General features: G+C 59.7%; 13 protein-coding genes. 12 read left to right on the forward strand and 1 reads right to left on the reverse strand.

Annotation, left to right across the window (positions count from 1 at the left end):
• From AB7S84_RS05940 to AB7S84_RS05960, 5 genes are all read left to right on the forward strand, one after another.
• Positions 1-517, forward strand: a 517-nt coding sequence (locus tag AB7S84_RS05940; protein WP_428153396.1) for an NADH-ubiquinone oxidoreductase-F iron-sulfur binding region domain-containing protein, incomplete at its 5' end; no start/stop codon positions are given.
• A 57-nt stretch (positions 518-574) separates the two neighbouring features.
• Positions 575-1,297, forward strand: coding sequence for a bidirectional hydrogenase complex protein HoxU (gene hoxU / locus AB7S84_RS05945; protein WP_020876266.1), 723 nt, complete (start codon positions 575-577; stop codon positions 1,295-1,297).
• 1 nt (position 1,298) lies between these two features.
• Positions 1,299-1,853 (forward strand): NADH ubiquinone dehydrogenase, encoded by a 555-nt coding sequence (locus AB7S84_RS05950; protein ID WP_020876265.1) that lies wholly within the window; start codon positions 1,299-1,301, stop codon positions 1,851-1,853.
• 181 nt (positions 1,854-2,034) lie between these two features.
• On the forward strand, positions 2,035-3,483 hold the full coding sequence (locus tag AB7S84_RS05955) for a Ni/Fe hydrogenase subunit alpha (protein WP_020876264.1): 1,449 nt from the start codon (positions 2,035-2,037) through the stop codon (positions 3,481-3,483).
• A gap of 5 nt (positions 3,484-3,488) precedes the next feature.
• Positions 3,489-4,007: a hydrogenase maturation protease gene (locus AB7S84_RS05960; protein WP_052018528.1), complete on the forward strand. Its 519-nt coding sequence runs from the start codon at positions 3,489-3,491 to the stop codon at positions 4,005-4,007.
• On the opposite strand, the gene AB7S84_RS05965 is transcribed toward AB7S84_RS05960, so the two are convergent.
• Complete coding sequence (locus AB7S84_RS05965) at positions 4,002-5,561, reverse strand: sigma-54-dependent Fis family transcriptional regulator (RefSeq protein ID WP_428153400.1); 1,560 nt, start codon at positions 5,559-5,561, stop codon at positions 4,002-4,004. The genes AB7S84_RS05960 and AB7S84_RS05965 overlap by 6 nt on opposite strands.
• A 234-nt stretch (positions 5,562-5,795) precedes the next feature.
• On the opposite strand from AB7S84_RS05965, the gene AB7S84_RS05970 reads away from it, so the two are divergent.
• The 7 genes from AB7S84_RS05970 (at position 5,796) to nadB (ending at position 14,978) form a co-directional block, all read left to right on the forward strand.
• Positions 5,796-6,074 carry a hypothetical protein gene (locus tag AB7S84_RS05970; protein ID WP_020876260.1) on the forward strand — a complete coding sequence of 93 codons (279 nt, stop codon included), beginning with the start codon at positions 5,796-5,798 and terminating at the stop codon, positions 6,072-6,074.
• Between the two features lie 151 nt (positions 6,075-6,225).
• Positions 6,226-7,869, forward strand: a complete 1,644-nt coding sequence (locus AB7S84_RS05975; protein ID WP_428153403.1) for a fatty acid--CoA ligase — start codon at positions 6,226-6,228, stop codon at positions 7,867-7,869.
• Between the two features lie 37 nt (positions 7,870-7,906).
• Positions 7,907-9,721 (forward strand): acyl-CoA dehydrogenase, encoded by a 1,815-nt coding sequence (locus tag AB7S84_RS05980; protein ID WP_428153405.1) that lies wholly within the window; start codon positions 7,907-7,909, stop codon positions 9,719-9,721.
• A 141-nt stretch (positions 9,722-9,862) separates the two neighbouring features.
• The gene (locus tag AB7S84_RS05985; protein ID WP_020876257.1) at positions 9,863-11,113 is read left to right on the forward strand and encodes a thiolase family protein; all 1,251 of its coding nucleotides are present in this window, start codon (positions 9,863-9,865) and stop codon (positions 11,111-11,113) included.
• Between the two features lie 339 nt (positions 11,114-11,452).
• Positions 11,453-12,340 (forward strand): carboxylating nicotinate-nucleotide diphosphorylase, encoded by an 888-nt coding sequence (gene nadC, locus AB7S84_RS05990; protein ID WP_020876256.1) that lies wholly within the window; start codon positions 11,453-11,455, stop codon positions 12,338-12,340.
• A 22-nt stretch (positions 12,341-12,362) separates the two neighbouring features.
• Positions 12,363-13,400, forward strand: coding sequence for a quinolinate synthase NadA (nadA, locus tag AB7S84_RS05995; protein ID WP_428153408.1), 1,038 nt, complete (start codon positions 12,363-12,365; stop codon positions 13,398-13,400).
• Positions 13,401-13,409: 9 nt separating this feature from the next.
• The gene (nadB, locus tag AB7S84_RS06000) at positions 13,410-14,978 is read left to right on the forward strand and encodes an L-aspartate oxidase (RefSeq protein WP_428153411.1); all 1,569 of its coding nucleotides are present in this window, start codon (positions 13,410-13,412) and stop codon (positions 14,976-14,978) included.
• The last annotated feature ends 1 nt before the right edge of the window (position 14,979 follow it).

Raw genomic sequence — 14,979 nt, forward strand, 5'->3', positions numbered from 1 at the left:
GGAGATCGTATATGACATCGGCGGCGGGATACAGGACGGCCGCGCCTTCAAGGCCGCACAGACCGGCGGGCCCAGCGGCGGCTGCATTCCTGCGGACAACCTCGACACCCCCATGGATTATGAAGCCCTGGCGGCCCTGGGCTCAATCATGGGATCAGGGGGGCTTATCGTCATGGACGACACCAGCTGCATGCCCGACGTGGCCAGGTTTTTCATGGCGTTCTGCATGGATGAAAGCTGCGGCAAATGCGGCCCCTGTCGAGGGGGAACCGTGCAGATGCATCGCATCCTGACTCGCATCACCGAAGGTGCCGCCACCATGAAGGACCTTGAAAACCTCGAGGAGCTCTGCGGGATGGTGAAGGATACCAGTCTCTGCGGTCTGGGGCAGACAGCACCCAATCCGATTTTGAGCACTTTGCGTTTTTTCAGGGACGAATACGAGGTTCACATCCGGGATCATCACTGCCCGGCCGGGGTATGTCGCTTTGACAACGCTGTTTCCCGGGCGATATAAGCCCGTCCGGGAGGTTTCCCATGCCCGGCCTTCAACGTCAACGCGGAGGTTTTGATCATGACGGTCGTCACCCTCACCATCAACGACAGGCTCATCAGTGCCAAGAAGGGCAGCACCATCCTCGAAGCCGCCGAGGACGCGGACATCTTCATCCCCACCCTCTGCCGTCTCAAAGGCCTCAGCCCCAGAGGGGGATGCCGGTTGTGCCTCGTCGAGGTCGAGGGGAGCCCCCGATTGACGGCCTCCTGCATCACCCAGGCCCAGGAAGGCATGGTGGTGCGAACCGAAACAGAGACCCTTGGGCGGTATCGCAGGATGATCATCGAACTCCTCCTTACGGAACGCAATCACGTTTGCGCCGTGTGCGTCATGAACGGCCGCTGCGAGCTTCAGCGGATGGCCGCGAGGCTCGGGGTGGATCACGTCCGTTATGAATACCGCTACCCCGACCTTGCCGTGGACGCCAGTCACGAGCGCCATGTCCGGGATCCCAATCGTTGCATTCTCTGTGCGCGGTGCGTCCGGGTCTGCGACGAGGTGGAGGGTGCCCATACCCTCGATATGATGGGCCGGGGAATTCATACGAACGTCATCACCGGCATGAACATTCCCTGGGGAAAGACCCGGAGTTGCACCTCTTGCGGCAAATGCGTACAGGTGTGTCCCACCGGCGCCATCTTCAGCAAGGGGACCGGTGTTGCCGAAATGGAGAAACGGCAGGACTTTCTGGCCTGGATCCTGAGCGGCCGCGACGACAACATATGGAATTGGGGGGAATGATATGGACCTGAACCGAACCGCCCGGATACGGCTGGCCACCGCCTGGCTGGGCGGATGCTCCGGCTGCCACATGAGCTTTCTCGATCTGGACGAGCGGTTGATCGAGGTCTTCGAAGCGGTCGATCTCGTCTACAGCCCCCTCATGGACATCAAGACCTTTCCCCTGAACGTGGATGTCACCCTGGTCGAAGGCGCCGTCGTCAACACGGACCACCTGCGGGACGCACGCAGGATCCGTGAAAACAGCCGGATGGTCGCGAGTTTCGGCGACTGCGCCGTGACGGGCAATGTGCCTGCCATGCGCAACCGACTGGATGCGCGCCGCCTCGTTGCCGAAGTCTATGCCGAAGGGCCGGGAGAAGCGCCCCCGGGCGGGCATTCTTCCGAAACGCTGCCGCGCCTGCTGCCCCGGGTGCTCCCACTCCACCAGGTGATCTCCGTGGATGCCTTCCTGCCCGGTTGCCCCCCGGGCAGGGAACGCATCTGGACGGCCCTGGACGCCCTGCTCAAAGGCAAGCCCATCGTCCTCCCGGAAGAGATGCGCACCTTTGGCTGAGGCCCGGCCGGTAAAGGGGACCCGCGGCGATCCGCCGAATCAGCGGCCCGGACTGTTTGAGCGCAAGCGCTTTTCCGGGCCGACCGGAGCAGGCTTCAGCGGCGATTGAACGAAACCGCGCGGGGCGCGGGCGTATCCTCCCGGCACCGGCCTGTGACAGTCGAAACCTGAGGGGGTATATATGACACAACAATTGACCATAGAACCGGTGACCCGGATCGAAGGCCATGCCAGGATCACCATCCACCTGGACGATGCCGGACAAGTGGCCGATGCCCGATTCCATGTAACGGAATTCCGCGGCTTCGAAAAATTCTGCGTGGGCCGCACCTATTCGGAGATGCCGGGCATCACCATGCGCATTTGCGGTATCTGTCCCGTGAGCCACATGCTGGCCTCGGCCAAGGCCGGCGACGCCATTCTGGGCGTCCGGATCCCCCCCGCCGCGGAAATCCTTCGGCGGCTCATCAACCACGCCCAGTATGTCCAAAGCCATGCCCTCAGCTTCTTTTTTCTGAGCGGTCCCGACCTGATCCTGGGCATGGAGAGCGACCCGGCCCGGCGCAACATGGTGGGGCTCATGGCGAAACACCCCGACCTGGTTCGAAAAGGCATCCGTCTCCGCCGGTTCGGCCAGGAAATCATCCGGATGCTCGGCGGCCAGAGCGTCCACCCGCCCTGGGCCGTTCCCGGCGGCGTGCGCAAAGGTCTGACGCCCGAGGATGTCGACGCCGTCGGCAGGAGTCTGCCCGAGGCCTTCGACACCGTCGATGCGGCCATCGATCTGCTCCTGGACCGATACGACGCCTTTCAGCAGGAAGCGGATTGCTACGGCAATTTTCCCAGTCTCTTCCTCGGCCTGACGACCCCGGAAGGGGGCCTGGAGCATTACGACGGCGTACTTCGGGTCATGGATGCCGACGGCAGACATCTCGAATCGGGACTGGCGGACCATCGATGGCAGGAGATCATCGCCGAGGCGGTCCAACCCTGGAGCTATCTCAAGTTTCCTTACTACCGACCCCTCGGGTACGGCGACGGCACAGGCGATGTACCGGGTCTATACCGGGTAGGCCCCATGGCGCGACTCAATCTCTGCGATTTCGCGGGTACGCCCCGGGCCGACCGGGAGCTCCGGCGGTTCAGGCGTCTGGGCGACGGAGACAAGCCGGTCTGGGGCAGTTTTCACGCCCACTATGCCCGCCTCATCGAGATTCTCTTCTCCCTCGAGCGGATCGCCGGCATCATCGAGGATCCCCTGGTCCATGACGCTCAACTCCGCAGCCGGGCGGGCGTGAACCAGCTGACTGGAATCGGCGTCATGGAAGCACCGCGGGGCACCCTCTTTCACCAGTACCGCGTCAACGAGGACGGCATACTCCAGGCGGTTCGTCTCCTGGTGGCCACCGGCAACAACAATCTGGCCATGAACAGGACCATCGCCCAGATCGCCCGGGCCTACATCAGGGGATCGACCGTGACCGAAGGGGTGTTGAACCGGATTGAACACGGCATCCGTCTTTACGATCCCTGTCTCAGCTGTTCGACCCACGCCGTCGGCCAAATGCCCATGCAGGTTCAGATTCTGGATGCCCGGGGATGCCTGGTCGACGAAAAGATCCGGGGCTGACGCCGATGATGCTGATTATCGCCTGGGGCAACCCCCTGCGCCGGGACGACGGCGCGGGGCTGCGGCTGGGGGAGATGCTCGAGCGCCTCTGGCGGGAACGCGACGGAGACGTCCTGCATATCGCCGTGCACCAGTTGACGCCCGAGCTTGCAGAAGACGTCGCCCGGGATGACGTCTCCGGCATTGTCTTCACGGATGCCCGGGTCATCTCCGCGGAAGGCGGCAATGCGCAGCCTGGGATTCGGGTGCACCCCCTCTCCGCGAAATCCCGCGCCCTCGTTTTCGGACACGGCCTCGATCCGGCGACGATCATGGCCTGTGTCCGCCTTCTTTACCACAAGGCGCCGCCGGTATGGCTCGCGACGGTTCCAGGCGTCGATTTCAATCACGGCGAGGGCCTGAGCGAAACGGCCGAGAAGGCCCTGTCGTCAATTCCGGAAAGGCTTCGTGATCTGGGGAAAAAAACCGTTGCCGGAGCACCGGTCATGCGGAATTCACGGGGCAGTGGCGGTCTTGTTTCATGATCCCCGATATATCTTCGCCTTTCGCCCGAAAGGGATCCCGAGTTTTGCCATCCGCTTCCTGAGGGTGGAGGGGTGGACGCCGAGCAGCCGGGCGGCCCCATGGTCTCCCTCCACACGGCCCCCGCACCTGTCGAGAACCCGTCGGATGTGACGGGACACCATCTCGTCAAGCGTCATCGATTCGTCTGTTTCTGCGGACTGGGGAAGGCGGCTCTCCGGCGACTTCCCCATGAGCCGTGCCCCGATCTCATTGAAAAAAAGGCGATCGCCCGTGTTCAGGATCAGGGAGCGTTCCACGACGTTTTCCAATTCCCGAACGTTGCCCGGCCAATGGTATGCCATCAGGCGGTCGATGGCGTCCGGCGTGGGGGACGGCACTACCAGACGCTTCATTTCGCGCGATTTCTTCAGGATAAAATGCTGTACCAGAGCGGGAATATCGATTTTTCGTTCCCTCAGGGGCGGAATGACAATGGGAAAAACCCTGAGTCTGAAATAGAGATCGTGCCGAAATTTCCTGAGGGCCATCATCTCCTCCAGGTCCCGATGCGTCGCCGCGATGATCCGGATGTCCACCTTGATCGGGTAGCTTCCGCCGACCCGATCGATCTCTTTTTCCTGAAGCACCCGAAGCAGTCGGACCTGGGCCTCAGCGGACAATTCTCCGATTTCATCGAGAAACAGGGTGCCGCCGTGGGCTCGCTCGATGCGCCCGCGCTGCTGGACCACCGCGCCGGTGAAGGCGCCTTTTTCATATCCAAAGAGTTCGCTGTCCATGAGCGTTTCGGGAATGGCACCGCAATTCACCTTGATGAAAGGACCATCCTTTCGTGGAGACGACTTGTGGATGGCGCCCGCGATGACCTCTTTGCCCGTCCCGGTCTCCCCGAGAAGCAGTACGGGGCTGTCCAGCGGCGCCACCTGACGGACCATCTCCATAACCCCCTTCAATCCGAAATCGGCTCCGACAACCTCCTCTCCCGACATCCGACGCAATTCATCCTGCAGATAGCGGTTATCGTCGGCCAGGAGATCCCGGAGCGTCATGAGTTCCCGGTATCTCATGCTGTTGGTAAGGGCGACGGCACAAGGTTCGTTCAGGAGACTCAGGAGTCGGACATGGTCTGAATTGAATTTTTCCCTGCCGTTATTGAACACCGATAAGACCCCCAGCAGCTTTTTTTCAAGAACGAGATCCATAACCACCCCCGACAGATCGAGGGCACCCAGTCTTCCCGCCACCGGACTCGTCACCGGATCATCCCCCAGCCGATCGATGACCCGGACCCTGATGGAGCGTTGAATCTCCACCTGCTTTCGGGCTTTTGACGACAGAGGGCTCTTGATGGACATGGCCTCGCCGGCATCGATCGTGGCATGGGCCACTGTTTCGACAATACCCAGATCGCGATGGTAAACGTGAAAACTCATCTGCTGTGCCGGCATGAAATCCCGAATGTACATCAGGCTTTGCCACAGGGCTTTTTCGATCTCCAGGCTGCTGCAGATTCTCAGGGTGGCTTCACGGAAAAACTCTTTTTCATCCGTCGTCATTTAGCCTCCAGGCAATACGATCAAACAGAAGGATATGGGATGATGACCCCAAAGAACTGTACAATGTTCCAGTTTATATGCCAACTGGAAAATAAAACAGTTTTTCTGTCCTATTTTCCAGCCAAAAACGTTCTCTATAGTTTACCCTTTGTTTTTATGAGACAATACAAATATGGTATGCTTTATGCTTATCAAGTGCATTGATCCCGCAACCGTCAATCAAGGGGCAAACCAATGGAATGGCTGGAAATCATTAAAGTGCGGATGGGCGGCACCGGGGACCAGGGTATCGACGCCCGATATCTGAAGGAAATGAAGCGGTCCTTGACGGCGCCGTCGCTGGTCGGCGCGAGAGTGTACGCGAATCTTTCCGTGTCCAACGACCTGATGATCATACTGACGTGGATGCGGGCGATCCCCATCCCCTGGGGAAGCGACCTGGCTCGCGGTCTCACCCAGGAGCTTAAACGTTTCGGGCTCGTGGATTATGCCGCCTGGGCCCGTATGGAATGACGCCGTTCAAAACACCGGCGTCAGGTCACCGAAGCAATAATACCGGCACCGTGAACCGATGATACCGTGAACTGATGATATGATACCGTGAACTGATGATAAGGATCCGCAACATTCATAACGATCACAATGACAACAATGGGGGACAAGTATGACGGAGAGAAATTATCAACCCGGGGAATTTTACGATTATCCGCTGATCATCAAAAAACTGTTGAATACCCCCCTGATCTATGCGCCGGATCAGGAAATCGTCTATCGCGACAAAATGCGATACACTTACAGGGACCTGAACGAACGCATCCATCGCCTGGCCAACGCCCTCGAAAAAAAAGGCATCCAACCCGGCGACACGGTGGCGGTGTTCGACTATGACAGCAATCGTTTCCTGGAGGCCTTCTTCGCCGTTCCCATGATGGGTGCGGTGCTGCAAATGGTCAACTGGCGGCTTTCCGCCGATCAGATCATCTACACCATCAACCACGCCGAAGCCAAACTGATCGTCATCAACACCGACTTCCTGCCGATCCTGGAAACCATCCGTGAAAAGCTGGACAACGTCGAGGCCGTGGTGGTGATCGCCGAACACGGCACGATTCCGGAGACCCGTGTCGCCATCGACGCCGTCTACGAGGAGATGCTGGCCGATGCCTTGCCGGAATACGCTTTTCCCGATCTGGACGAAAATACCAAAGCCACCACCTTCTATACCACCGGCACCACCGGGGACCCCAAGGGTGTCCATTTCACCCACCGGCAGCTGATGCTGCACACCCTTTCCGCCGCTGTCGCCCTGGGCGCTTACGAAACCATCGGACGGTTCCGGTCCGACGACGTCTACATGCCCATCACGCCCATGTTCCACGTCCACGCCTGGGGCCTCCCCTACGTCGCCACCCTCCTGGGGGTCAAACAGGTCTATCCTGGAAAATACGAGCCGGAGATGCTCTTGAAACTGATCGCCAACGAAAAGGTCACCTTCTCCCACTGCGTGCCCACCGTTCTTCAGATGATCGCCACGAGCCCGTCGGCAAAGGCGTGTGATCTCTCCCGGTGGAAGGTGATCATCGGCGGATCAAAGCTGTCCCGGGGGCAGGCCAAGGCCGCAAAAAGTTTGGGCATCACGGTCTACACCGGATACGGCATGTCGGAAACCTGTCCCCTCATCAGCCTCTCCGTCCCCCCGAAACAGATGAAGGACTGGGACGAGGACCGGATGCTGGACATCGTCGTCAAGACCGGTCTGCCGCTCCCGTTGGTGGAGTTCGAGGTGCTGGACGACGATGGAAAACCGCTTCCCCATGACGGCATGTCGGCGGGCGAAGTGGTATTCAGGACCCCCTGGCTGACCCGAAGCTATTTCAAGGCGCCGGAGAAAACCAAAGCCCTCTGGCAAAACGGATGGCTCCACAGCGGTGACGTCGGCCATATCGACGAGAACGGTTATCTCCAGATCACCGATCGGGTCAAGGACGTAATCAAGAGCGGCGGCGAGTGGGTCTCTTCGTTGGACCTGGAAAATATACTGAGTCAACACGATGCCGTACTGGAATCGGCTGCTATCGGCATTCCCGACGAAAAATGGGGTGAACGCCCCATGATGATCGTGGTGCTGAAGCCCGATTTCGTCGACAAGGTGACCCCCGATGACCTGAAGCAGCACATGAAGCAGGCGGCTCAGGACGGAAAACTTCCCAAATACGGCGTCCCCGACCGATATGAATTCGTGGATGAGATCGCCAAGACGAGCGTGGGCAAGCTGGATAAAAAGGTGATGCGGCGACTCTATCGCTGAACCCTATCGACCATTATTGAACAAAACGGAGAGAATCATGGCACAAGTTATTCTGGACAGAAGAGACGTGGATTTTGTTCTTCACGAACAATTGGAGGTTGAAACACTTTCCAAACACGAAAAATTTGAGGAATTCACCCGCAAGACCATCGATCTGATCGTTTCCGAGGCCCGCAATCTGGCCGTCAAGGAGATGCTCCCGACCCTGAAACCCGGAGACGAGGAGGGATGCACCTTCGACAAAGGTCAGGTACGCGTCCCGGAATCCTTTCACAAGTTGCACGGCCTCTTCAGGGAGGGCGGATGGATCGCCATGTGCGACGACCCCGAGTGGGGCGGCCAGGGGATGCCTGCCACAGTGGCTCTGGCCGCCAAGAACTTCTTTAACGGCGCCAACTTCCCTTTCACCCTGAACACCCTTCTGACCCACGGGGCGGGAAAGCTGGTGGAGATCTTCGGCACCGAAAAACAGAAGCAGCTGTTCCTCAAAAAAATGTATACCGGCGAGTGGGGCGGCACCATGCTGCTCACGGAACCGGAAGCCGGATCGGATGTCGGGGCACTCACCACCACCGCCGTCATGAACGACGACGGCACCTATTCCATCTCCGGCAGCAAGATCTTCATTTCCAGCGGCGAGAACGACCTGGTCGAAAACATCATCCATCCCGTCCTGGCACGGATCGAGGGGGCCCCGGCCGGCACCTCGGGCATCTCTCTCTTTCTGGTGCCCAAGATCCGGGTCAACGACGACGGCAGTCTCGGTGAATTCAACGACGTGGTCTGCACCGGCATCGAACATAAGATGGGCATTCACGGGAGCGCCACCTGTTCCTTGACGCTGGGCGGCAAGGGGCAGTGCCGGGGGACTTTGCTGGGAGAGGTCAACAAAGGCATGCGGGCCATGTTCGTCATGATGAACGAGGCCCGGCTGGACGTGGGTATGCAAGCCCTGGGATGCGCTTCGGCCTCGTTCACGAATGCCCTCAATTACGCCCGGGAGAGGGTTCAGGGACGGCATCTTCAGGCTGCGGGCAAGGATGCCCCTCCGGTGCCCATCATCCAGCACCCGGATGTCCGCCGCATGCTGCTCACGATGAAGGCCTATACCGAAGGTATCCGCAGCATCATGTATTTCACCGGTTTCTGTGAAGACATGATCCGAATCAGCGGCGACGCCAATGAAAAAGCCCGGTGGCAGGGGCTCATCGACGTGCTGATCCCCATCGCCAAGGGATACGCCTCGGACCGGGCCTTCGACGTCTGCAACATGGGGGTTCAGATGTTCGGCGGATACGGATACACGAAAGAGTATCCCCAGGAGCAGCTCCTCCGGGACTGCAAGATCACACATATCTACGAGGGCACCAACGGCATCCAGGCCATGGATCTGTTAGGGCGGAAACTGAGCCTCAACCAGGGGCAGGCTTTCAGGGATCTTCTGGACGAAATGACAAAAACGGCTGATGCGGCACGGGCTGTCGGCCGGCTGGAAGGACTTGCCGAGGGGCTTTCGAATGTCATTGCGCGGCTGGAGGAACTCGCTCTTCACATGACAAAAACAGCCCGTTCCGAGAAAATGATGAGTGCTTACGCCGTCGCCTATCCGTTCATGGAGGTCACAGGGGACACGATCATGGCCTGGATGCTGCTGTGGCGCGCGATTGTCGCCGCCAAAAGCCTGGAAAGCGGCGCCAAGAAAAAAGACGTCGTCTTCTATGAAGGCCAGATCAGGAGCGCCCGGTTCTTCATCGGTTCTCTGCTCCCCGTCACGCTCGGAAAGATGAGCGCCGTCATCACCGACGATGGCACCATCATGGAAATGGACGAGGAGTCCTTCGGGGGGAAATAGGCGGTATTCAAGGCGTCACCGCATGCCGCCTCTCCGAAATCCGAATTGATCCCATTGACCATCCACCGCTGAATTCCATGGATATCGGTGGTGGATGGATTTGTAATCCCTTAGATTTGTAATCCCTTAAAGGAGACCCACATGAAAGATGTTGTCATCGTTTCAGCCTGCCGGACGGCCATTGGGGCATTTGGCGGGAGCCTGAAAGACATGAACGGCGCCGCCATCGCCTGTGTCACCATGAAATCCGCCATTGAAAGAGCCGGCATCGACCCGGCCATCATCGATGACGTTCGCTACGGATGCTGTCTCGAGCACCACGACACGCTGAATGTCACCCGGGTTGCGGCCCTCATGGCCGGAATACCGGAATCCGTCCCCGCCGTCACCATCAACCGGGTATGCATTTCCGGCATGGAAGCCGTTCTTTCCGGCATGGCCATGATCCAGGCGGGCATGGCCGACGTCATCCTCGCCGGCGGCGTCGAACACATGTCCGGCGTTCCCTATGCCGTACCCAACGCCCGGTGGGGCTGCCGGCTCCAGGATCACACTTTCGTCGATGCCTTGATTCACGCGCTCCACTGCGGCTCCCACCTCATTCCCCTTTCCGCCGAAGGTCCGGTGGACACTGAAGCGGCTCCGGCCGGCATGTTTCTGGGCAAACCCTATATCATGGGCCACACAGCGGAATTCGTGGCGCAGCATCTGGGCATCAGCCGGGAAGAGATGGACGAGGTAGCCCTGAGAAGCCACAACAATGCGGAACGGGCAACACGGGACGGCGCTTTCAGAGAGGAAATCGTACCCGTCGAGGTGCCTCAACGGAAAAAAGCGTCTCTCCTCTTCGACAAGGACGAACACTTTCGACCCGGCATCACCATGGCGCAACTCCGGAAACTGCCGCCGGCCTTTGTACCCGAAATCGGCAAGGTTACCGCCGGAAACGCCAGCGGCATCAACGACGGGTCATCGGCCATGATCATCATGTCGGCGGAAAAGGCCGGAGAGCTGAACCTGACCCCCATCGCCCGGATCAAGGCAGTGGGAAAAGGCGCATGCCACCCTTCGGTAATGGGGCTCTCTCCCGTGCCCGCGGTCAAGGATCTGTTCAACCGCAGCGGCCTCGGCATCGGCGATTTTGAACTGGTCGAGGTCAATGAAGCCTTTGCATCCCAGTACATCGGGTGCGAGCGGGAGCTCGGTCTCAACCGGGAGATCACCAACGTTAACGGTTCCGGCATCGGCCTGGGCCACCCCGTGGGCTCTACAGGATCAAGGATCATGGTCACCCTGATCCACGCCATGAAACAGCGGGGAAAAACCCTTGGACTCGCCACCCTCTGCGGCGGCGGCGGGGTTTCCATGGCCTGCGCCCTGGAGATGCTCTAAGCGCCTCCGAAGAACGACACCTGAACCTTTACCCCTCCCCGCATGCCGTTTCCATCGGTTTGTCGCCGGCTGTTTCCCAATCGCCGGCGATTGCTTTTTTTCTTTCCACGGCGCCGAATCGGCAGTAAAATCATATAAAATTCAAATCCCCTCTTAACATTGTGCTGAATCGATTGTATAAGTAACTCAACTTTCGACTTTCATAGGCCGGTGCCGGGAGGATACGCCCCGCGCACCTTTATCCGGTTACCATCATGAACGTCGAAGGTTGAGTAAGTAAGTATTCAATAAAAGTTGAATGACGATTTGCAGACAACCACCCGAACGAGACATACCAACATGACCGACATACATATCTCCGGTATCTCCCCGGAGCCGATGCCCGAAGGTGCGGCGGCCGTGGTCCTGGCCGCGCTGTCGGAGGATATGGGCGACGGGGATATCACCACTCTCGGCACGGTGCCGCCGGAAGCGGCCTTTACCGGCACGTTCACCGCCAAGGAGGCGGGCGTCGTCGCCGGCCTGGCAGTGGCCGGCCTCACATTCTCTCTCCTGGACGATACCGTGACCTTCGACGCCCGCATCTCCGACGGCGAAACGGTGAGGGCGGGTCAGATCATCGCGGAGGTGAGGGGCTCCGGACGGGCGATTCTGAGCGGCGAACGGACGGCCCTCAATTTTCTCCAGCGAATGTCGGGCATCGCAACCCTCACGCACCGCTTCACGGAGGCGGTCAAGGGCACCTCGGCCGTCATCCTCGACACGCGAAAGACGGCCCCGGGGCTGCGCCTTTTCGACAAATGGGCGGTCCGGCTGGGTGGCGGGCGGAACCACCGGTTCGGTTTGTACGATATGGCCCTCATCAAAGACAACCACATCACGGCAGCCGGCTCCATCACCCGTGCCGTAGCGGGCGTACGCGCGGCGGACGATCGAAAACGGCCCATCGAGGTCGAGGTCAAGGATTTGACCGAACTTCAAGAGGCGCTGGCCCTCCTCCCGGACCGGATCATGCTGGACAATATGACCCCGGACCAGATGCGGACGGCGGTGCGTATCGCGGCCGGTCGCGTGCCGCTGGAGGCGTCCGGGAACGTAACGCCGGACACTGTGAAAGACATTGCCGCCACCGGGGTCGACTGCATCTCCGTCGGCATGCTGACCCATTCGGCCAAAGCTCTGGACATCAGCCTGCTGATCCGGAACATCCCACCGATACATCCGTAACCCGGGACTGAAAGAGAAGATCATGAATATCGAGGAAATGACGTCAAAAATGAAGAAATACCTGCGGGACAGGGCGACCGAACCCGAGTTGAAACACAAGGCCGAACTGGCCTGCGAGATCCTCCGGCTCAAAAAGGAAAAAAACGCCGTGATCCTGGCCCACAACTATATGTCGCCCGACCTGTACTATAGCGTCGCGGATTATACCGGAGATTCCCTGGAACTGAGTCGAAAGGCGGCGGGAACCGACTGCGAGGTCATCGTTTTTTGCGGCGTCGAATTCATGGCGGAGACCGCCAAGATCCTGAGCCCCGACAAGACCGTCCTCATCCCGGCGGAAAAGGCGGGATGCTCTCTCGCCGCAGGCATTACAGCCGAGGATGTCAGACAATTGAAGGCCCGGCACCCCGGTGTACCCGTGGTGACCTATATCAACACCTACGCCGAGGTCAAGGCCGAGTGCGACGTCTGCTGCACCTCCGGAAACGCCGCCAAAGTGGTGGAAGCCCTGGATTCGGACACCGTCATCTTTTTGCCGGACGAGTATCTGGGGCGGAACGTGGCCCGCCGGAGCCGAAAACAAATTATCTTTCCGCCGCGTGTAGAGCGGTCCCGGACGGAACCGCCGACGCGGGATGGGAATATGATCGTCTGGGATGCCCGGTGCGAGGTCCACGAGCAGTTCACGCCGGCGGATATCGCCCGGGTAAGGGCGGATTATCCCGACGTTGTGGTGCTGGCCCACCCCGAATGCAGCCCCGAGGTCGTCGATGCGTCGGATTTCGCCGGCAGCACTTCGGCCATGATCCGGTATGTCGAGGAAACGACGGCGCCGCGCTATCTGCTCCTCACCGAGTCGGCCATGGGCGAGAACGTGGCCGCAGCCTTTCCGGACAAGGAAATCCTGCCCCTATGCCGTATCCGCTGCCCCCACATGGCGCTCATAACCCTCGAGAACACCCGTGACGCCCTCAAATACAATCGGTATATCGTCGAGGTCCCCGAGGACATCCGCAAACGCGCGGCTCGCGCCGTCGAGCGGATGCTGACAATAGGATAGGCGGCCGAGATGACGACCCATTATGAGAGCGATGTACTGATCATCGGCAGCGGGATAGCGGGGGCCACGGCGGCGCTTCTTCTGGCCGAGGCCGGCCTGGCGGTGACGGTTGTCACGCGATCCAGGGATCCGCACGAATCGAACACCTATTACGCCCAGGGCGGTATCATCTATCGAGGAGAGAACGACTCGACGGCGATGCTCGCGGAGGACGTCATGCGTGCCGGCGCCGGACATTGCAACGCCGAGGCCGTCACGATCCTGGGGGATGAGGGTCCGGAACTCGTCAAAAGCATCCTTATCGAAAAACTGGGCGTTGCGTTCGACCACGACAACAGCGGGGCTCTCTCTCTGGCCCGGGAGGGGGGGCATGCCATCCCCCGCATCGTACATGCCACCGACGCCACGGGAAAGGCCATTCAAATCGCGCTGATCCGGGCCGTCGGAACGCACCCCAACATCCAACTGCTCGCCGCTCATACGGCCATCGACATTTTGACCCCATCGCATCACTCATTGAACCGTCTGGCGGTCTATGAGCCTCTGGCCTGCATCGGCGCCTATCTCTTCGACCAGAAGTCCGGACGGGTTGTCCTATGCACGGCGAAAAAGACCCTTCTCGCCACCGGCGGGGTAGGGCAGTTGTTTCTCCGAACCACCAATCCCGCGGGCGCCCGGGGGGACGGGATCGCCATGGCCAATCGGGCCGGGGCCCGAATCATCAACGCCGAGTTCATCCAGTTTCATCCGACCACCTTCTACCAAAGCCGGGCGCCTCACCTCCTGATCTCCGAGGCCGTACGCGGGGAAGGCGCCCGCCTCGTCCATGCCGACGGCACCCCTTTTATGCAACATTACGCCCCGGAATGGAAGGATCTGGCGCCCCGGGACATCGTCGCGCGCAGCATCCATGAAGAGATGATCAAACACGACGTACCCAACGTCTATCTGGACCTCTGCTCTTATATTCCCGCCCGTCGGATTAAATCACATTTTCCCAATATCCGTCGATCCTGCCTCCAATACGGCATCGACATCTCGAAGGATCTCGTGCCGGTAGTGCCCGCGGCCCATTATTTCTGCGGCGGCATCTGGGTGGATATATGGGGCAGAAGCACCATCGGGCATCTTTACGCTGCCGGAGAAACGGCGTGCACCGGCGTCCACGGCGCCAACCGCCTGGCCAGCACATCCCTTCTGGAAGGCCTGGTCTGGGGAAGCCGGACCGCTCGACATATCCTGAAGCACCGGGAAAACCCTTATCTTGTCCACGCCGGCGATATCCCCCCATGGTGCGATGAGGGATCCATAGCGGCCGACCCCGCCCTTATCGCCCAGGATATGAGCTACATCCGCCATATCATGTGGAATTACGTAGGCCTGGTGAGAAATTCCCAGCGCCTCAAGCGGGCCATCCGCGAACTCCGCAGCCTCGAGGTGGAGATCGAACACTTCTACCGCGTCACCCGGGTCAACGACAGCCTGATCGGTCTTCGCAACATGGTGCGAAACGCCATCATCGTTACTTTCGCCGCATGGGAAAACAACCAGAACAAGGGCTGCCACTTCAGAGAATAAG

The sequence above is a fragment of the Desulfococcus sp. genome, from assembly GCF_050178255.1.
Lineage (GTDB): Bacteria > Desulfobacterota > Desulfobacteria > Desulfobacterales > Desulfococcaceae > Desulfococcus > Desulfococcus multivorans.

Coding starts and splice junctions, on each gene's coding strand:
- hoxU (WP_020876266.1), top strand. CDS start 575: ATGACGGTCGTCACCCTCACCATCAACGACAGGCTCATCAGTGCCAAG.
- AB7S84_RS05950 (WP_020876265.1), top strand. CDS start 1,299: ATGGACCTGAACCGAACCGCCCGGATACGGCTGGCCACCGCCTGGCTG.
- AB7S84_RS05955 (WP_020876264.1), top strand. CDS start 2,035: ATGACACAACAATTGACCATAGAACCGGTGACCCGGATCGAAGGCCAT.
- AB7S84_RS05960 (WP_052018528.1), top strand. CDS start 3,489: ATGATGCTGATTATCGCCTGGGGCAACCCCCTGCGCCGGGACGACGGC.
- AB7S84_RS05965 (WP_428153400.1), bottom strand. CDS start 5,561: ATGACGACGGATGAAAAAGAGTTTTTCCGTGAAGCCACCCTGAGAATC.
- AB7S84_RS05970 (WP_020876260.1), top strand. CDS start 5,796: ATGGAATGGCTGGAAATCATTAAAGTGCGGATGGGCGGCACCGGGGAC.
- AB7S84_RS05975 (WP_428153403.1), top strand. CDS start 6,226: ATGACGGAGAGAAATTATCAACCCGGGGAATTTTACGATTATCCGCTG.
- AB7S84_RS05980 (WP_428153405.1), top strand. CDS start 7,907: ATGGCACAAGTTATTCTGGACAGAAGAGACGTGGATTTTGTTCTTCAC.
- AB7S84_RS05985 (WP_020876257.1), top strand. CDS start 9,863: ATGAAAGATGTTGTCATCGTTTCAGCCTGCCGGACGGCCATTGGGGCA.
- nadC (WP_020876256.1), top strand. CDS start 11,453: ATGACCGACATACATATCTCCGGTATCTCCCCGGAGCCGATGCCCGAA.
- nadA (WP_428153408.1), top strand. CDS start 12,363: ATGAATATCGAGGAAATGACGTCAAAAATGAAGAAATACCTGCGGGAC.
- nadB (WP_428153411.1), top strand. CDS start 13,410: ATGACGACCCATTATGAGAGCGATGTACTGATCATCGGCAGCGGGATA.